The sequence below is a fragment of the Mycobacterium sp. 1165196.3 genome (assembly GCF_001673415.1).
In the GTDB taxonomy this organism is placed as follows: Bacteria; Actinomycetota; Actinomycetes; order Mycobacteriales; family Mycobacteriaceae; genus Mycobacterium; species Mycobacterium europaeum_A.
On sequence record NZ_LZLU01000210.1, the window covers coordinates 1 to 17,353 of the forward strand.

The 17,353-nt window shown below is 69.0% G+C and carries 19 protein-coding genes; 8 read left to right on the forward strand and 11 right to left on the reverse strand.

Annotated features, from left to right (window positions below; genetic code table 11):
* The 6 genes from A5659_RS21515 to A5659_RS21540 all read right to left on the reverse strand — a co-directional run.
* A partial coding sequence (locus A5659_RS21515) for an MBL fold metallo-hydrolase (RefSeq protein WP_369806911.1) occupies positions 1-391 on the reverse strand: 391 nt, incomplete at its 3' end.
* Entirely contained in the window at positions 391-1,149 is a 759-nt protein-coding gene (locus tag A5659_RS21520) for a LamB/YcsF family protein (protein WP_066868873.1), read from the reverse strand. The genes A5659_RS21515 and A5659_RS21520, both read right to left, overlap by 1 nt.
* Positions 1,150-1,205: 56 nt before the next feature.
* Positions 1,206-1,916: a sensor domain-containing protein gene (locus A5659_RS21525; RefSeq protein WP_066880087.1), complete on the reverse strand. Its 711-nt coding sequence runs from the start codon at positions 1,914-1,916 to the stop codon at positions 1,206-1,208.
* Positions 1,917-1,950: 34 nt separating this feature from the next.
* Positions 1,951-2,811, reverse strand: a complete 861-nt coding sequence (locus tag A5659_RS21530; RefSeq protein ID WP_067184119.1) for a metal ABC transporter permease — start codon at positions 2,809-2,811, stop codon at positions 1,951-1,953.
* Positions 2,811-3,626, reverse strand: a complete 816-nt coding sequence (locus A5659_RS21535; protein ID WP_066880092.1) for a metal ABC transporter ATP-binding protein — start codon at positions 3,624-3,626, stop codon at positions 2,811-2,813. The genes A5659_RS21530 and A5659_RS21535 overlap by 1 nt, the downstream gene beginning before the upstream one ends.
* Entirely contained in the window at positions 3,623-4,561 is a 939-nt protein-coding gene (locus A5659_RS21540) for a metal ABC transporter solute-binding protein, Zn/Mn family (protein WP_066867391.1), read from the reverse strand. Before A5659_RS21540 ends, A5659_RS21535 begins: the two co-directional genes overlap by 4 nt.
* Positions 4,562-4,689: 128 nt before the next feature.
* Between A5659_RS21540 and A5659_RS21545 the strand changes: the two genes are divergently transcribed.
* Positions 4,690-5,769, forward strand: a complete 1,080-nt coding sequence (locus A5659_RS21545; protein WP_067020439.1) for a LacI family DNA-binding transcriptional regulator — start codon at positions 4,690-4,692, stop codon at positions 5,767-5,769.
* 6 nt (positions 5,770-5,775) lie between these two features.
* On the opposite strand, the gene kstR is transcribed toward A5659_RS21545, so the two are convergent.
* Positions 5,776-6,375, reverse strand: a complete 600-nt coding sequence (gene kstR / locus A5659_RS21550) for a cholesterol catabolism transcriptional regulator KstR (protein WP_066867395.1) — start codon at positions 6,373-6,375, stop codon at positions 5,776-5,778.
* Positions 6,376-6,719: 344 nt separating this feature from the next.
* Between kstR and A5659_RS21555 the strand changes: the two genes are divergently transcribed.
* Positions 6,720-8,870 carry an acyl-CoA dehydrogenase gene (locus A5659_RS21555; protein ID WP_067184122.1) on the forward strand — a complete coding sequence of 717 codons (2,151 nt, stop codon included), beginning with the start codon at positions 6,720-6,722 and terminating at the stop codon, positions 8,868-8,870.
* Here the strand turns inward: A5659_RS21555 and A5659_RS21560 are convergent.
* Complete coding sequence (locus A5659_RS21560; RefSeq protein ID WP_066867386.1) at positions 8,867-9,439, reverse strand: TetR/AcrR family transcriptional regulator; 573 nt, start codon at positions 9,437-9,439, stop codon at positions 8,867-8,869. The two genes, A5659_RS21555 and A5659_RS21560, sit on opposite strands and share 4 nt — an antisense overlap.
* 84 nt (positions 9,440-9,523) lie before the next feature.
* Here A5659_RS21560 and A5659_RS21565 point away from each other — a divergent pair, with 84 nt between their 5' ends.
* Complete coding sequence (locus A5659_RS21565; RefSeq protein ID WP_067184147.1) at positions 9,524-10,408, forward strand: SDR family oxidoreductase; 885 nt, start codon at positions 9,524-9,526, stop codon at positions 10,406-10,408.
* 1 nt (position 10,409) lies between these two features.
* On the opposite strand, the gene A5659_RS21570 is transcribed toward A5659_RS21565, so the two are convergent.
* Together A5659_RS21570 and A5659_RS21575 are read right to left on the reverse strand one after the other, a co-directional pair.
* Positions 10,410-10,943, reverse strand: coding sequence for a hypothetical protein (locus A5659_RS21570; RefSeq protein WP_066867384.1), 534 nt, complete (start codon positions 10,941-10,943; stop codon positions 10,410-10,412).
* 47 nt (positions 10,944-10,990) lie between these two features.
* On the reverse strand, positions 10,991-12,073 hold the full coding sequence (locus A5659_RS21575) for a ferredoxin--NADP reductase (protein ID WP_066867381.1): 1,083 nt from the start codon (positions 12,071-12,073) through the stop codon (positions 10,991-10,993).
* Positions 12,074-12,285: 212 nt separating this feature from the next.
* On the opposite strand from A5659_RS21575, the gene hsaA reads away from it, so the two are divergent.
* From hsaA to hsaB, 4 genes are read left to right on the forward strand one after another with little or no spacing between them, the layout of a single operon-like run.
* Positions 12,286-13,470, forward strand: a complete 1,185-nt coding sequence (gene hsaA / locus A5659_RS21580; RefSeq protein ID WP_066867379.1) for a 3-hydroxy-9,10-secoandrosta-1,3,5(10)-triene-9,17-dione monooxygenase oxygenase subunit — start codon at positions 12,286-12,288, stop codon at positions 13,468-13,470.
* A gap of 46 nt (positions 13,471-13,516) precedes the next feature.
* On the forward strand, positions 13,517-14,401 hold the full coding sequence (gene hsaD / locus A5659_RS21585; protein WP_067184125.1) for a 4,5:9,10-diseco-3-hydroxy-5,9,17-trioxoandrosta-1(10),2-diene-4-oate hydrolase: 885 nt from the start codon (positions 13,517-13,519) through the stop codon (positions 14,399-14,401).
* Positions 14,398-15,300, forward strand: coding sequence for an iron-dependent extradiol dioxygenase HsaC (gene hsaC / locus A5659_RS21590; RefSeq protein ID WP_066867375.1), 903 nt, complete (start codon positions 14,398-14,400; stop codon positions 15,298-15,300). Before hsaD ends, hsaC begins: the two co-directional genes overlap by 4 nt.
* An 11-nt stretch (positions 15,301-15,311) precedes the next feature.
* Entirely contained in the window at positions 15,312-15,878 is a 567-nt protein-coding gene (hsaB, locus tag A5659_RS21595; RefSeq protein ID WP_066867373.1) for a 3-hydroxy-9,10-secoandrosta-1,3,5(10)-triene-9,17-dione monooxygenase reductase subunit, read from the forward strand.
* A gap of 25 nt (positions 15,879-15,903) precedes the next feature.
* Here the strand turns inward: hsaB and A5659_RS21600 are convergent, their stop codons facing one another.
* Positions 15,904-16,383: a hypothetical protein gene (locus A5659_RS21600; RefSeq protein WP_067184128.1), complete on the reverse strand. Its 480-nt coding sequence runs from the start codon at positions 16,381-16,383 to the stop codon at positions 15,904-15,906.
* 130 nt (positions 16,384-16,513) lie between these two features.
* Between A5659_RS21600 and A5659_RS21605 the strand changes: the two genes are divergently transcribed.
* Positions 16,514-17,344 carry an arylamine N-acetyltransferase gene (locus A5659_RS21605; RefSeq protein ID WP_066880108.1) on the forward strand — a complete coding sequence of 277 codons (831 nt, stop codon included), beginning with the start codon at positions 16,514-16,516 and terminating at the stop codon, positions 17,342-17,344.
* Positions 17,345-17,353: the final 9 nt, after the last annotated feature.

A 17,353-nucleotide genomic window follows, 5' to 3' on the forward strand; every position in this document is an offset into this window, starting at 1 on the left:
CCCTGATCGAATCGCACCACTGCCCGCCCGACCGGTTTCCCGGCGTCATCGGCGAACCGGTGACCCCGCCGGTGCGGTCGGCGACGAGTGCGGAGTCCAGCACGTGGTCGAAGTGGGTGTGCACCGGGATGACCGCCTCCAGCCGCGAGACCTTGGCCCGGGCCAGGCATCCGTCGACGCGCGCCGGCGAGGGTGCCACCTTGCCGGCCGCGACCGTGGCCAGGCCGGGCCGGGAGAAGTAGCCGTCGGTCATCAGGGCCGACGAGCCGTCGTCGATCAGCAGGGTGGCGACGCCGATCCAGGTCACCGAGAGCCCGTCGGCCTCGGCGGCGGGAGCGTCGAACCGGCCTGCGTACCGCGCGATGTCGGGACGCCCGAGTTTCAGTCGCATCAGCAGAACGCCCTGATCTCGGTGCCGGTCGTGGCAAGGCGGTCGCGGACGGCGGCGGCGATCTGCACCGCTCCCGGCGAATCACCGTGCACGCAAACCGATTCCACCTTCAGCGTGAGTTGGGTGCCGTCGATCGCGGTGACCTGCCCGGAGTCGACCATGGTCGCCACCCGGTCGGCGATCACCGCCGGGTCGGCCAGCACCGCGCCTTGTTCGCGGCGCGACACCAGCCGGCCGTCGGGCCGGTAGGCCCGGTCGGCGAAAGCCTCTGCGACCGTGCGTAATCCGCGCCGAGTGGCTTCGTCGAAGAAGGCCGAGTCCGCCATGCCCAACACCGGCAATCCGGAATCCACCAGGCGCACCGCCTCGGCTACGGCGGCGGCCTGCTCGACGTGGGTGACGATCGTGTTGTACAGCGCGCCATGGGGTTTGACGTAGGACACCGTGGAGCCGGCCGCGTGCGCCATCGCCCGCAGCGCGCCGATCTGATACACCACGTCGGCGATCAGGTCCTCGGCGGCGACGTCGATGAAGCGCCTGCCGAACCCGGCCAGGTCGCGGTAGCTCACCTGCGCCCCGATGCGGACCCCGCGCCGGGCGGCCGACCGGCATACCCGCAGCAGGCCCGCCGGGTCACCGGCATGGAAACCGCACGCGACGTTGGCGCTGCTGACGATGCCGAGCATGGCGTCGTCGTCACCCAGGCGCCAGACACCGAAGCCCTCGCCCAGGTCGGCGTTGAGGTCGATAGCGGCCACCCGCCCAGCTTATGGGGGCGCCCGGCGCCGGCCTAGGCGAGGAGGCGCGGCGCCGGCTACCGCCCGCTGACCTTGGCCGCGATCCGCTCGGCGAGGTCGACCGCGGACCCGCCGGGCACGAAGGAGCCGCAGGTGGCGACGTCGATGACGACGTTGTTGCGCACGGTCAGCGCCCGCTGGCACGTCCAGCCGTCGCTACTGTCCTGAACTTCGGAGGTGCTGAGCGTGCCACCGACCTTGTGGGCCTCGCCGACGGTCCACACGATGTCCGGCTTGTCCACGGGATGTTCGGAGAACTTCCGGTTGGCGCAGGCGGACCACCGTCGCACCGAGGCGTCGTAGAACACGTTGGCCTTGCGCGCCGAGGGGTAGGCGATCACGGCCTGGATGGCGGAGTCGTTGCGGACCGCCGGGTCGTCGAAGTTGTCGTCGAGGCGCTGGCCGCGCATCGCGATCCAGCCGGTGTCCGCATAGACGGCCTCCTGGGCCGGGCCGTCCATCGCCAGGCAGCTCTTGTCGCTGAAAGTCGAACTCCAATCCCACATCGTCTGAACGCCGTACCGCAGCCGCATCCCCGAGCTGAGCAAGGAGTTGATCTGGTCCACCCCGAGCAGCAGCCCATCCAGGGCCGCGGCGGCCACCGGCGGCTGGAGCAGCGGACCGGAGGTGTCCGCGGGCGACGCGCTGCCGCCGACCACGGTGGTGCAGCCGGTGGCCAGGGCGGACACCGCCGCGGCCACCAGCAACGCGATTCGCCCGCGCACCACTGCCTCCCGGACGTGGAACCTTATGGGGCCCAGCTTAAGCGGCAGCGGATCGCCGGCGCCCGATCAGCCAGCAGACCAGGTAGATCAGGAACGAGATGCTCGCGACGAACACCGACACCGGCACGCCCGGCGCCAGCGACAGCAGCAGGCCCCCGACCGCGGCCACCTCGGCGAACACCACCGAGGTGACCATCGCCGCCGCCGGGGAGGCGACCACCCGGGCCGCCGCGGCCGCCGGCGTGATCAACAACGACATCACCAGCAGCGCGCCGACGATCTGCACCGCCTGGGCCGCCACCACCCCGACCAGGGCGGCGAACACGATGCCCAGCGCGTAGACCGGCACGCCGCGGGCGGCGGCGACGTCGGGGTCGACCGTGGCGAACAGCAGCGGGCGGTAACACGTCGCCAGCACGGCGATGACGAGCAGGCAGACCAGCGCCAGCATGGTCAGGCCCGTGTAGCCCACCCCGACGATCTGGCCGGTCAGCAGGGCGAAGCTGGTCGACGTGCGGCCCGGATAGAGATGGATGAACAACACCGCCAGGCCCAGCCCGAACGCCAGCACCACGCCGATCACCGAGTCGCGTTCCCGGTCACGCCGCCCGAGCACACCGAACAGCGCCGCGGCCAGGGCGCTGCCGATCAGGGCGCCGAGGCCCACGCCGAACCCCACCAGCAGCGCGAAAGCGGCTCCGGTCAAAGACAATTCGCTGGAACCGTGCACGGCGAACGACATCTGGCGCATCACGATGAACGGCCCGATCAGCCCGGCCACCAGGCCCAGCAGGGCGGCCGCCAACAGCGCCTGCTGCACGAAGTCGTGGGCGAGCAGGTGGGCGGTGATGTCGAAGGAGAACAGGTGGTTCAGCAGGCCGGTGAGCCGATGTTCCATCAGTGGTACCCATCGTCACGAGCGCCGGCCACCACGTAGCCGTCCTTGACCTTCACCACCTGGATGTCGGATTGGTAGAGCGCCGAAAGGGTCTGGCTGGTCATCACCTGCTCGACCGTGCCGATCTCGAACCGGCCGTCGACCAGATACAGCAGCCGGTCCACGTACGGCAGGATCGGGTTGATCTCGTGGGTGACGACGATGACGGTGGTCGCGGCGTCCTGGCGGCGCCGCTCGATCAGCGCCGACACCAGCCTGGCGTTGGCCGGATCCAGCGTCAGCAGCGGTTCGTCGCACAGCAACAGCAGCGGGTCGCTGACCAACGCCTGGGCGATGCGCACCCGCTGCAACTCGCCGCCCGACATCGTCCCCACCCGGACGTCGGCCAGGTGTTCGCCGTTGACCTGGCGCAGCGCCTGGCGCACGGCCGCGCGCCGGCGGGCCCGATCGGCCGACCGCAGCGGGATGGCGCCCCAGCGCGGCCCGTCGATGCCCAGCCGCACCAGGTCGCGCCCGCGCAGCATCACGTCGGCGTCCATCGGATGGTGTTGGGGCACATAGCCGATGCGTCCGCTGCCCGACGTGATCGGCTTGCCGTCCACCAGCCCGACACCGGCGCTCAGCGGCAGCTGCCCCAACAGCACCTTGAGCAGCGACGTCTTGCCGCTGCCGTTGGGGCCCAGCACCGCGATGAATTCGCCGCGCGACACCGACAGGTCCAGGTGGTCCCACAGCACCCGGTCGCCGAAGGACAGCCGCGCCCCGCGCAGCGAAACCGTTTCCGCGGGGTTCTCGATGGCCGGTTCGAGGCTCACGACGGTACGGTCCGGCTCGACCGCAGCGCGGACTGCAGCTGATTGACCGTATTGCGTTGCCAGGCAAGGTATTCCGTGCCTTCGGTCAGCGTTTCGGACACGTCGGTGACCGGGACGCCCGCGTGCCGTGCGGCGTCGCGCAGACCGTTGATCGCGGTGGTGGAGGTCTGCGGGTTGACCAGCACCGCCGACACCTGACGACGGTTGACCAGGTCGAGGACCACCGCCATGTCGGCCGGTGCCGGATCGGTCTCGTTCTCGATGGCCGCCTCGAACGCGGGCGGGGTCCGGTTCGCCAGGCCCGTGGCCTTCAGTAGGTAGAACGCGACCGGTTCGGTCGCGACCACCGAGGTGTTGGGATAGGCGGTCGCGATGGCGTGTTCGGCGCCGGCGATCGAGTCGGCGTCGCGGCCGAACGCGACGGCGTTGGACCGATAGTCGGCGGCGTTGCCCGCGTCGATCGTCGCGAGGCGCTCGGCGATGGTGCTCGCCACCGCTTTGGCGACGTCCAGGTCGTAGAAGACGTGCTCGTTGCGGGGTGCTCCGTCGTTGTTCAGAAACGAGTAGGCGTTGACCGGCTTGGCGTCCGGGTGGCGGGCCAGCACGTCGTCGACCCACCCGTCGTACCCGCCGCCGTTGAAGACCACCAGCGGGGCGTCGGCGATCGCGGCGGCGTCGGCGGGACTGACCTCATAAGAGTGGGGGTCGATGTCCGCCCCGCTGAGAATGGATTTGACGGCGACGTGGCGGCCGGTGACGGCGCGCGCCACGCTGCCCCACACGTCGGTGGAGGCGACGACGGAGAGCGCGCGCGAATGCGCCGAACCGACACAGCCGGTGAGCACCGCGCCGCCGGCCACCGCCAGCGCGGCCGCCAGCCATCGCGTCGCGTCGGCGGTCCTGGCCTTAGCCGTTCGTTGCCGCGTCGGTGCCATGTGCACGTCCGATTTCCTCCCGCCGGCCAGTCAGCCGATCCACAATACTAATGAAAACCGTTTCCATTACAAAGCCGCAAGCTGAAGCACGTACGCACGGGCCCCGATCCGCTGTAGCCTCACCGAACGTGAGTCCCACACCGCGCCGGCGTGCGACTCTGGCGTCATTGGCGGACGAGCTCAACGTTTCGCGCACGACGATCTCGAATGCCTTCAACCGGCCCGATCAGCTCTCCCCGGACCTGCGCGAGCGCGTGCTCGCGACGGCCAAGCGGCTGGGCTACGCCGGCCCCGACCCGGTGGCGCGTTCGTTGCGGACCCGCAAGGCGGGCGCGGTCGGTCTGGTGATGGCCGAACCGCTGCCCTACTTCTTCAGCGACCCCGCCGCACGCGACTTCGTCACCGGCGTGGCCCAGTCCTGCGAAGCGCTGGGGCAGGGGCTGCTGCTGGTTGCCGTCGGACCCAGCCGCAGCCTCAAAGACGGCACGGCCGCGGTGCTTTCGGCCGGCGTGGATGGCTTCGTGGTCTATTCGGTGTGCGACGAGGATCCCTACCTGCAAGTGGTGTTGCAGCGCCGGCTGCCGATAGTTGTGGTCGACCAGCCCAAGGGGCTGCCCGGCGTCTCGCGGGTGGGCATCGACGACCGCGCGGCGATGCGTGAGCTCGCCGACTACGTGCTGGGCCTGGGGCATCGCGAGATCGGGCTGCTGACCATGCGGCTGGGCCGGGACCGGCGCCAGGGCCTGGTAGACGCCGACCGGCTCCGCTCACCCGCGTTCGACGTGCAACGCGAGCGCATCGTCGGAGTGTGGGAGGCGATGACGGCCGCCGGCGTGGAGCCCGATTCGTTGACCGTGGTGGAGAGCTACGAGCACCTGCCCGAATCGGGCGGCGCGGCCGCCAAGGCGGCGCTGGAGGCCAATCCGCGCATCACCGCGCTCATGTGCACCGCCGACATCCTGGCGCTGTCGGCCATGGATTACCTGCGCGCGCACGGCATTTACGTGCCGGGGCAGATGACCGTCACCGGCTTCGACGGCGTGCCCGAGGCCATCAACCGCGGGCTGACCACGGTGTCGCAGTCCAGCCTGCAGAAGGGCCGCCGGGCCGGGGAGCTGCTGTTGAAGCCGCCGCGCTCGGGCCTGCCCGCCATCGAACTGTTGGACACCGAACTCATCCGGGGCCGCACCGCCGGCCCGCCGGCGTGAGCCGGGCTACTTCGAGTCCTGGTCGCCGATCAGCAGCCGCACGGCCAGGTCCAGCCGCTTGCTGACGTCGGTGGCCGAGGCCCGCCGGGTGAGCCACGCCAGCAGGTTCGACAGCCACACGTCGGAGATCACCCGGGCGATGTGGTACTGGTCCTCGGTCGGTTCGCCGTCGGCCATTGCCCGCGCGAACATCGAATCGATGAGCTTCTCCACCTGGTCGACCTCGCTGGCCGCCGACGCGTCGGCGAACACGTAGGCCCGGGTCATCGCCTCGGTCAGCAGGGGGTTGCGCTGCATTGCGCGGTTGAGCTTGCCCACCATGAAGTTCAGCCGCTGAAAGGGCGTGCCCCCGGTCATCGCCGAGCGGTCCGTCTTGGCGTCGATGCGGCTGAACTCGCGGCCCAGCGCCGACACCAGCAGGTGCACCTTCGACGGGAAATACCGGTACAGCGTCCCCACCGCGACGTCGGCGCGATCGGCCACCGCACGCATCTGAACTGCCTCGTAACCGCCCTTGGAGGCGATGGCCATGGTGGCGTCCAGGATGCGCTTGCGGCGTTCCCGCTGCGCCTCCGACCCCAGTTCGGACTCCGCCAGTACCGCCACGTTCAGAACCTCGCGCGGCTGCGCGTCAGAAACGCGGCTCGGATTTGCGTTGGCTGGCATGTGACGGTTTGCTCCTGTTCCCGGCGGTTCGTTTGCAAACGATACGCATTCTGCGTGTGAATTTCCCACCTCCATACCGCCGCGGACAAGCGCTGTGCTGCTGTAATGGCGTTCGACTTGACGGTCGATCACTGGCACTATTAGAACACGTTCTAGTCTCGAAGAGCGCGGGTTGCGTGCCAACACGTGCCGAAGGCATACCCGCTGGGCGGGCAGATCGCACAATCAGGACAGGGGTTTCGACGCCCCTGTCACGCCGAGTCAAGGACGCGGAGGGCTCTCACGTGGTAGCGACCGTCACCGACGAACAGTTTGCCGCGCGGGCCCTGGTGCGCGACTGGGCCCGCAATTCGACGTCGGGGCCGGGCGGCACCGCGGCGATCCGCGACGTGGAGCAGGGCAAGCCCGACGCCTGGCGGCCGGTGTTCTCCCGGCTGGCCGAGCTTGGCATCTTCGGCGTCGCTATCCCCGAGGAGTTCGGCGGGGCGGACGGCAGCATCGAAGACCTGTGCGCGATGGTCGAGGAGGCGGCGAAGGCGCTGATCCCCGGGCCGGTCGCCACCACCGCGCTGGCCACCGTGGTCCTCGCCGAGGCCGGATCGGACCCGGAGTTGCTGGCGGCGCTCGCCTCCGGGGAGCGCTTTGCCGGGCTGGCGCTGGAAGGCGACGTCGAGTTCGACGGCGCAACGTCGACGGCGTCGGGCACGCTGCCCTTCGCGCTGGGCGTAGCCGACGGCGCGGTGCTGCTGGCGCCGGCCGACGGCAAGTGGCTGCTGATCGACACCGGCGGCGAGGGCGTGCGGATCGAACCCCTGCAGGCCACCGACTTCTCCCAGCCGCTGGCCCGGGTGGTGCTGGACTCGGCGCCGGCCACCGTGGTGTCGGACAAGCGCGAGCGCGTCGAGGAGCTGGCCGCGACCGTACTGGCGGCCGAGGCGGCCGGCATCACCCGATGGTCGCTGGAGACCGCCGTCGACTACGCCAAGGTCCGCGAGCAGTTCGGCAAGCCGATCGGCAGCTTCCAGGCCATCAAGCACATCTGTGCCGAGATGCTGTGCCGCGCCGAGCAGGCCGAGGTGGCCGCCGCCGATGCCGCGCGGGCTGCCGCCGAGGGCGACCAAGCCCAGTTCTCCATCGCGGCGGCCCTGGCCGCGAGCACCGGCATCGCCGCCGTGAAGGCCAGCGTCAAGGACTGCATCCAGGTCCTCGGCGGCATCGGCTGCACCTGGGAGCACGACGCGCATCTGTACCTGCGCCGGGCGCACGCCATCGGCCGGTTCCTGGGCGGGGCGGAGGCCTGGCTACGCCGCATCACCGCGCTGACCCAGTCGGGGGTGCGACGCCGCCTGGGTATCGACCTCAGCGAGGTCGAGGACCAGCGGGCCGAGATCGCCGCCGCCGTCGCCCGGATCGCCGAACTGCCCGAGGAGAACCGGCAGGCGGCGCTGGCCGAGGCGGGTCTGCAGGCACCGCACTGGCCGCCGCCCTACGGCCGTGGCGCGGGGCCCGCCGAGCAGCTGCTGATCGACCAGGAGCTGGCGGCGGCCGGCGTGGCCCGGCCCGACCTGGTGATCGGCTGGTGGGCGGCGCCGACCATCCTCGAGCACGGCACCCCCGAGCAGATCGAGCGCTTCGTGCCCGGCACCACGCGTGGCGAATTCCTCTGGTGTCAACTGTTTTCCGAGCCGGGAGCCGGCTCGGACCTGGCGTCGCTGCGCACCAAGGCGGTCCGGACCGAGGGCGGCTGGAACCTGACCGGGCAGAAGGTATGGACGTCGGCGGCGCATAAGGCGCGCTGGGGCGTGTGCCTGGCCCGCACGGATCCGGACGCGCCGAAACACAAAGGCATCACCTACTTTTTGGTGGAGATGAGCTCCCCGGGTATCGAGATCCGCCCGCTGCGCGAGATCACCGGCGACTCGTTGTTCAACGAAGTGTTCCTGGACAACGTGTTCGTTCCCGACGAGCTGGTGGTCGGCGAGGTGAACGACGGTTGGCGGCTGGCCCGCACCACGCTGGCCAACGAGCGCGTCGCGATGGCCAACGGGACGGCGCTGGGCAACCCGATGGAGGAACTGCTCGAGCTGCTGGCCGAGCTCGACCTCGACGCCGCGCAGCAAGACCGGTTGGGGCGGTTGATCGTCGCGGCGCAGACCGGCGCGCTGCTGGACCAGCGGATCGCCCAGCTGGCCGTGGGCGGCCAGGACCCAGGGGCGCAGTCCAGCGTGCGCAAGCTCATCGGTGTGCGCTACCGCCAGGCCCTGGCCGAATTCACCATGGATGTCTCCGAGGGCGGCGGGCTGGTCGATCGGCGGGCGGACGGCGACCGCGCGGTGTTCGACTTCCTCAACACCCGCTGCCTGACCATCGCCGGCGGCACCGAGCAGATCCTGCTCACCGTCGCCGCGGAGCGACTTCTGGGGCTGCCGCGCTAGCCGAGATCGGCTGCAGCAGAGCGCAATTCGTCCAGCTCCTGGCATGCCATGGCGCCCAGATCCTGGTCCTCGCCGGGTTCGGCCCAACGGGCGTAGGCCTTTTTGAATGCCAAGGCACCCAGCTCGGCGGCCAGTGCCGCGGTCGGCTCGGGCACGCCGCGGGATTGCAGCGCTTCGACCACCGCCAGCGCCAATCCGATCTGCTTGAGCGCGTTGCGTTCCTGAAGCTCGGCGCTGGCAGCGATCGCGGCCTTGAGCCTGGGGGCGAGCTCCTTGTTGAACGACGTGAACGCCGCCGCTGCCGACTTCAGGCCGGAGCACACCGCGGCCAGCGGCGTCGCGTCGGCGGGCGCAGCGGCGATGCCCTCGCGCAGTAGTTGGGCGATGGCGTCCTGGCCGGCCGCCAGCACGTCCCGCTTGTCCGGGAAGTGCCTGAAGAACGTGCTTTTCGTCAGGCCAGCGCGCTCGGCGATCTCCGCGACGGTCGTCTGGTCGTAGCCGCGCTCGTTGAACAGGTCCAGCGCCGCGCCGACCAGGCGTGCGCGCGCGTCGGGTTCCCAGCGAGCCATGGCCCCACTTTAGTGATGCGACTATTGTCCCATCACTGGTGTAGGGTGATGGGACAATAGTCGCATCAGATGAAGGAGTTACTCGTGCGCGTATTCGTCACCGGCGCCAGCGGTGGAATCGGCTCGGCCGTCGTCGCACAATTGATCGCCGCCGGCCATCAGGTCGTGGGCCTGGCCCGGTCGGACGCTGCGGCCGCGATCATCAGCGGGCTCGGCGCTGAGCCGCTGCGCGGCGACGTCACCGACCTCGATCTGATGCGGAAGGCGGCCGATGACGCCGACGGCGTCGTATACCTGGCGTTCTCCCACGACTTCACCCGGATGATCGGTGACGCGATCGGCGACGAATTTCGCGCCGTCACCGCGATCGGCACCCCGCTCGTCAACACAGGTAAACCGCTGGTGGTTGCCAGCGGCACCCCGGCGCTCGCCGGCCGCACGAGCACCGAGGACGACCCCTTCAACACCGAGGGGCCGATGGCCGGACGCGCACGCACCGGACAGGCCGTCATCGACCTGGCCGAGCAAGGCGTCCGATCGGCCGTGGTGCGGCTGCCGCGATCGGTGCACGACGCCAGTGGCCGGTACGGCTTCTGCAGCATCCTGATTCAGGCCGCACGGCAGCGCGGCGTGTCGGCCTTCGTCGGTGACGGTACCCAGCGCTGGCCTGCCGTGCATCGCGACGATGCCGCGTCCTTGTTCCGGCTCGCTCTCGAAAAGGCCGCGCCCGGTTCGGTTTTGCACGCGGTGGGCGACGAAGGCGACCCGATGCGGGCGATCGCCGAGGTGATCGGTCGCCGGGTCGGTGTGCCCGTCGAGTCCGTCCCCGACGCGGTCTTCGGGCCGCTCGGCACCATGTTCGCTATCGACCAGCCCTCGTCGAGCGCACTGACCCGCCAGCGATTGGGCTGGAAGCCCACTGGTCCAAGCCTGCTCGACGATCTCGAGACCGGCGACTACCCCGAATAGGTCAGGAGAACGTGGTCTGCGCGCAGGTGCTCGGGGAGGTGATGTTGACCCCGGAGTAGACCACCTGGATGTGGGTGCAGGCGATGACGTTGTTGTCGGTCTTGGGTTGGCCCGTCTGCCAATCGGTGGAGTCGATGCGCCCGTTCGTCTGGTACTTCTCCGGCGGGCCCTCGCCCATGTAGATGGTGGTGATCTCGTCGGAACCCATGGACTTCATCACCCGCTCGTACTGGCCGGTGGCGTGGGCGTCGAGGTAGGCCAGCCGGTTCGAGGACCGGATCTCGGTGGTCTGCCGGGCCCACAGGCCGGGCGGGAAGCCGGTCACGCCGTCGGGCGTCAGCATGTCCGCCCCGGCGGTGAAGTCGCAGTGGCCGTCGGCCTTGAAGCAATTCAGCACGGCCCGCGTCTCCAGCTGGTTGGGCCCGTCCAGCGGGAACAGCGTGGTGGCGGTGTTGCTGGCCGCCGCGCACACCGGGGCGGGTGCAAGCATCGGCAGCACTGCGACGACTGCGAATCCCGATACCAGCCGCCTCATCGATGCTCCCTTTCCCGGTGATCCCAACGGTGAACTTAGCCCCGCGGCTACTCGTCGTAGGTGACTTCTACCGAATCAGATTCCGGGTGAGATTGACAGGCCAGAATCAGGCCTTCGTCCAGATCCTGCTGCTCGAGCACGTCGTTGACCTCCATGCTCACGTTGCCCTTGCGCAGCGTGCACGCGCACGCGCCGCAGTGACCCTCGCGGCAGGAGAAGGGGGCGTCGAGGCCCTTGGCCAGCAGGACGTCGAGCAGCTTGGCGTTGCGCGGCCAGGACACGGTGTGGGTTTCGCCGTCCAGCTCCACCACCGCGGTCGCCGGCGGCTCGTCGCCCTCGGGGGTGTCCTCGATCGTCACCGCCGCGAACGGGTCGGAGTCCAGCGACTTGAACACCTCGATATGTATCTGCGCCGCAGGCACTTTCAGCGTTTCCAGCGCTTGTCTCGCCGAGTCCATGAAGGCGCCCGGGCCGCAGATGTACACGGGCCGATCCGTGTAGGGCGCGGCCAACTTGGCCAGCGCGGCCACGCTGGGCAGGCCCTGCAGCGATTCCAGCCAGTGCAGCACCGTGAGCCGGTCGGGGTATTTGGCCGCCAGCTCGCGCAGCGCGTCGGAGAAGATCACCGAGCGCTCGTCGCGGTTGGCGTAGACCAGCGTCACCTGCCCGCTGCCCTCGGCCAGTGCGGACTTGCAGATGGACATGATCGGGGTGATGCCGCTGCCCGCGGCCATCAGCAGGAAGTCGTCGCCCAGCGTCTTGGGCACGAAGGTGCCCGACGGGGCCAGCACGTGGATGCGCATGCCCTTGTGCGCGTGGTCGCACAGCCAGTTGGACGCGTAGCCGTCCGCGGTGCGTTTGACGGTGACCGTGAGCGCGTCGTCGGTGAACGGCGAGCTGCACAGCGAATAGCAGCGGGCCACCGAGCCGGTGCGCTCGCTGGGAACGCGCAGCGTCAGGAACTGGCCCGGCGCGTACCGTAACCGCTCGGGCGGGATGTCGGGGTCGCCCGCGTCGTCGGGTACCGCGAACACCAGCGACCGCGCGTCGTCGGTCTCGGCGATGACCTCGGCGACCTGCAGTTCGAGGACGTGGTCACCGAGTGGCTCGTCGGGAATCGCCTCGGTCAAGGCCCGTCCCTTCCTTTCGTGGCAAAACGTGTCGACCCGCTGCGACCGGCTCCGCCGCTCTTGCGATCGCCACGGGCAACTAGAACATGTTACAGAAAAGCGGATTCGTATCGCTACCAGCCGCAGGAATACCCTGCTCGACACAAATCGGAACGTGTTCTAGTCTCTGGTGTAAGTCCGCTGAGTAAGTCTGGCGCAGGAGGCAAACGTAAGTGACGTCCATTCAACAGCGTGATGCGCAGTCGGTTTTGGCTGGCATCGATGATCTGCTCCCGCAGATTCGCGAACGCGCTCAGGCGACGGAGGACCTGCGGCGGCTGCCCGACGAGACCGTTCAGGATCTTCAGGATGTGGGCTTCTTCACCCTGTTGCAGCCCGAGCAGTGGGGCGGTTTGCAGTGCGACCCGACGCTGTTCTACGAGGCGGTGCGGCGGCTGGCCAGCGCGTGTGGCTCCACCGGCTGGGTGAGCTCGATCATCGGCGTGCACAACTGGCACCTTGCGCTGTTCGACCAGCAGGCCCAGGAGGAGGTCTGGGGCGAGGACCCCAAGACCCGGGTGTCGTCGTCGTATGCCCCGATGGGTGCCGGCGTGGTGACCGATGGCGGTTACCTGGTCAACGGCTCATGGAACTGGTCCTCGGGCTGTGACCACGCCACGTGGGCGTTCCTCGGCGGTCCAGTGATCAAGGACGGCCGTCCGGTGGACTTCGGCAGCTTCCTGATCCCGCGCAGCGAGTACCGCATCGACGATGTGTGGCACGTCGTGGGCCTGCGGGGCACCGGCAGCAACACCGTCGTCGTCAAGGACGTCTTCGTGCCGCGCCACCGGTTCCTGTCCTACAAGGCCATGAACGACGGCACCGCGGGCGGGTATGAGACCAACACCGCGCCGGTGTACAAGATGCCTTGGGGCACAATGCATCCCACAACCATTTCGGCGCCGATCGTCGGGATGGCCTACGGCGCGTACGACGCGCACGTCGAGCATCAGGGCAAGCGGGTGCGGGCGGCGTTCGCCGGCGAGAAGGCCAAGGACGACCCGTTCGCCAAGGTCCGCATCGCCGAGGCGGCCAGCGACATCGACGCAGCCTGGCGTCAGTTGAGCGGCAACGTCGCCGACGAGTACGCCCTGCTGTCCGCCGGCAAGGAGATCCCGTTCGACCTGCGCGCCCGCGCGCGCCGCGACCAGGTGCGCGCCACCGGCCGGGCGATCGCCTCCATCGACCGGTTGTTCGAGGCGTCCGGTGCCACGGCCTTGGGCAATGACCAACCGGTGCAACGGTTCTGGCGCGATGCGCACGCCGGCCGGGTGCACGCGGCCAACGACCCGGAGCGGGCCTACCAGATCTTCGGGAACAACGAGTTCGGGTTGCCGCCCGGCGACACCATGGTCTAGCGCCGGCGACGATGCAGAGCGAAGCGATGAGGAGGAGCGGCGCCGAATGACCGGCACCTCGACAACCGAAGAAATAACCTTCGAATCGACCTCGCGCTTCGCCGAGGTGGACGTCGACGGCCCGCTGAAGCTGCACTACCACGAAGCCGGGGTCGGCAACGACCAGACAGTGGTGCTGCTACACGGCGGCGGACCGGGCGCGGCGAGTTGGACGAACTTCTCCCGCAACATCCCGGTGCTGGCCGAGCGGTTTCACGTGCTGGCCGTCGACCAGCCGGGCTACGGCCAGTCCGACAAGCGCGCCGAGCACGGGCAGTTCAACCACTATGCGGCACGGGCGCTCAAGGGCCTGTTCGACCAGCTGGGTCTGGGACGCGTTCCGCTGGTTGGGAATTCGCTGGGCGGTGGCACCGCGGTCCGCTTCGCGCTGGATTACCCGGACCGGGCCGGCAAGCTGGTGCTGATGGGGCCCGGCGGGGTCAGCGTGAACCTGTTCGCGCCCGACCCGACGGAGGGCGTCAAACGGCTCGGCAAGTTCTCCGCCGAGCCCACCCGCGAAAACCTCGAGGCGTTTCTGCGGGTGATGGTCTACGACCAGAAGCTGATCACCGACGAATTGATCGACCAGCGCTTCGAATTGGCCCGCACACCCGAATCGCTGACCGCGACGCGGGCAATGGGGATGTCTTTCGCCGGAGCCGATTTCGAGCTGGGCATGATGTGGCGCGAGGTGCACCGGCTACGCCAGCCGGTGCTGCTGATCTGGGGCCGCGAGGACCGGGTCAACCCGCTGGACGGCGCGCTGGTCGCACTGAAAACCATTCCGCGTGCACAGCTTCACGTTTTCGGGCAATGTGGGCACTGGGCACAGGTGGAGAAGTTCGACGAGTTCAACAAGCTCACCATCGATTTCCTGGGAGGTGCGCGATGAGCATCCGCTCTCTGGGCTATCTGCGTATCGAGGCCACCGACATGGCGGCCTGGCGCGACTACGGCCTGAAGGTGCTCGGCATGGTCGAGGGCAAGGGCGCCACCGATGGCGCGCTCTATCTGCGGATGGACGACTTTCCGGCACGGCTGGTGATCGTGCCCGGCGAGCAGGACCGGCTCATCGAATCCGGCTGGGAATGCGCGAATGCCGCTGGGCTGCAAGAGATCCGGAACCGGCTAGACATCGAGGGCACGCCCTACAAGGAGGCCACCGCCGCCGAACTGGCCGACCGCCGGGTCGACGAGATGATCCGGTTCTCCGACCCGTCCGGCAACTGTCTGGAGGTCTTCCACGGCGCTGCGCTCGAACACCGCCGCGTGGTCAGCCCGTACGGGCACAAGTTCGTCACCGAGGACCAGGGCCTGGGCCACGTGGTGCTGACCACCCGCGACGACGCAGAGACCCTGCACTTCTACCGCGACGTGCTGGACTTCAAGCTGCGTGACTCGATGCGACTGCCCCCTCAGGTGGTCGGCCGGCCCGCCGACGGCCCCCCAGCCTGGCTGCGGTTCCTGGGCTGCAACCCGCGCCACCACAGCCTGGCCTTCATGCCCGGCCAGACCCCCAGCGGCATCGTGCACCTGATGGTCGAGGTCGAGAACGCCGACGACGTCGGCCTGTGCCTGGACCGGGCCCTGCGTCGCAAGGTGCCGATGTCGGCGACGCTGGGCCGCCACGTCAACGACCTGATGCTGTCCTTCTACATGAAGACACCCAGCGGGTTCGACATCGAATTCGGTTGCGAGGGAAGACAAGTCGCCGACGACGACTGGATCGCCCGGGAGAGCACCGCGATCAGCCTGTGGGGCCACGACTTCAGCGTCGGATTCAAGGGTTAGTTTCTCAGGCCATGGCTGCCGCGCCGATCGACCCGCGCACGTTTCGCAGCGTGCTCGGCCAGTTCTGCACCGGGATCACCATCATCACCACCGTGCATGACGACGTCCCGGTCGGTTTCGCCTGCCAGTCGTTTGCGGCGCTGTCGCTGGACCCGCCGCTGGTGTTGTTCTGCCCCACCAAGGTGTCGCGGTCGTGGCAGGCGATCGAGGCCAGCGGCCGGTTCTGCGTCAACATGTTGACCGAGCAGCAGAAGCACGTCTCGGCCCGCTTCGGCTCCAAGGAGCCCGATAAGTTCGCCGGGATCGACTGGCACCCTTCCGAACTCGGTTCGCCGATCATCGATGGTTCGCTGGCCTACATCGACTGCACGGTGGCCTCCGCGCACGACGGGGGCGATCACTTCGTGGTATTCGGTGCGGTGCAGTCGCTTTCGGAGGCGCCCAAGATCAAGCCGCGGCCGCTGCTGTTCTATCGCGGTGAATACACCGGCATCGAACCGGACAAGACGACGCCCGCCCAGTGGCGCGACGACCTGGAAGCGTTTTTGACGACCACCACCCAGGACACCTGGCTGTAGCGGGACACCTGGCTGTAGCGGCGCCCTACCGGTCGCGGCGGTCGGCGGACATGTCGACCGTGGGGGAGTTGTCCGCTATCGGCTGCTCCTGGCTCCACGCGGGGTCGCGTCCGGCGGCGTTCTCGCCGGCCGCGACATCCCTGTCCTTGTCAGCCTTCACCTTCGGGTCGAGGTTGTCGGCACGCTTGAACTGCTCGTCGAGCTGTTCGCGCGAGGACGCCGCTTCCGTCTGATGGGTTGACGCCCGATCATGCAGGCGGGCGGCTTCGGCGGCCTTGGCCTCGGCTTCGGCCTGCGCGGCACGGGCTTTCGCGGCCGTCTCGGCGGCCAGCGCCTCGCGGCGCTCGACCTTGGCGCTCTCCAAGTTGGCTTTTTCGCGGATCTGTTCGGCCTCCCGCTCGCGGCGGCGCCTGGTGGCTCTGCGGGCGGCGATGGCCAGGGCGACGATCACGAGGATCGCCACAACTGCGGCGATGACGATCCAGACGGTGTTGCTGGTATTCATGATGGACTCCGTTGTCGATATACCGAAGCGCTAAGGCCCCGTTCGCCGGGTTGCCGTATTCGACAGGAACGAAACAACCCAAGTCGACACCCGCGGCTCGGGCGCCTCCGCGGGGCCGGAGAATGGAGTCATGACGCTGGACCTGAACGGGTACTTCGACCGCATCAACTACGACGGTCCGGCCGAACCGAGCCTCGAGGTGCTACAGGCGCTGATGACCGCCCACACCGGCTCGATCCCGTTCGAGAACCTCGATCCGCTGATGGGCGTGCCGGTCGACGACCTTGGCCCGGAAGCCCTCACCGACAAGCTGGTCCGCCGGCGCCGTGGGGGCTACTGCTACGAGCAGAACGGCCTGATGGGCTACGCGCTTGCCGAAATCGGTTTCCGGGTGCGGCGGTTGGCCGGCCGGGTGGTCTGGATGCAGCCACCCGAGACGCCGCTGGGCGCCCAGACGCACACCGTGCTGGCGGTGACGTTCCCGGGCTCGCGGGGTTCGTTTTTGGTCGACGTCGGCTTTGGTGGCCAGACGCTGACGTCTCCCATCCGTTTGCAGACCGGCAACGCCCAGCAGACCACGCACGAGCCGTATCGGCTCAACGACCGCGGCGACGGCCTGGTGCTGCAAGCGCAGGTCCGCGACGAGTGGCAACCGCTGTACGTCTTCGGCACCCAGAGCGTGCCCCAGATCGATCTGCGGGTGGGCAGCTGGTACGTCTCCACGCATCCGTCGTCGCATTTCGTGACCAGCCTGATGGTCGCGTTGACCACCGACGACGCCCGCTACAACCTGGCCGGCCGGAACCTGACGATTCACCGCGCCGACGGCAGCGAGAAGATCCGCCTCGAGGACGCGGCGGCGGTCGTCGAGGTGCTCGGTGAGCGGTTCGGCATCGACGTGGCGGGCATCGGCGAGGCGGGTGCGCTCGAGGCGCGCATCGCGCAGGTGCTCGACGCCTAGGCGCCTCGT

What these genes read in the sequence shown, in the direction of transcription:
- hsaD (WP_067184125.1), top strand. Translation starts at nt 13,517, where the DNA reads ATGACCGGCACCTCGACAACCGAAGAAATAACCTTCGAATCGACCTCG.
- A5659_RS21530 (WP_067184119.1), bottom strand. Translation starts at nt 2,811, where the DNA reads ATGGAACATCGGCTCACCGGCCTGCTGAACCACCTGTTCTCCTTCGAC.
- A5659_RS21605 (WP_066880108.1), top strand. Translation starts at nt 16,514, where the DNA reads ATGACGCTGGACCTGAACGGGTACTTCGACCGCATCAACTACGACGGT.
- hsaB (WP_066867373.1), top strand. Translation starts at nt 15,312, where the DNA reads ATGGCTGCCGCGCCGATCGACCCGCGCACGTTTCGCAGCGTGCTCGGC.
- hsaC (WP_066867375.1), top strand. Translation starts at nt 14,398, where the DNA reads ATGAGCATCCGCTCTCTGGGCTATCTGCGTATCGAGGCCACCGACATG.
- A5659_RS21600 (WP_067184128.1), bottom strand. Translation starts at nt 16,383, where the DNA reads ATGAATACCAGCAACACCGTCTGGATCGTCATCGCCGCAGTTGTGGCG.
- A5659_RS21540 (WP_066867391.1), bottom strand. Translation starts at nt 4,561, where the DNA reads ATGGCACCGACGCGGCAACGAACGGCTAAGGCCAGGACCGCCGACGCG.
- A5659_RS21560 (WP_066867386.1), bottom strand. Translation starts at nt 9,439, where the DNA reads ATGGCTCGCTGGGAACCCGACGCGCGCGCACGCCTGGTCGGCGCGGCG.
- A5659_RS21570 (WP_066867384.1), bottom strand. Translation starts at nt 10,943, where the DNA reads ATGAGGCGGCTGGTATCGGGATTCGCAGTCGTCGCAGTGCTGCCGATG.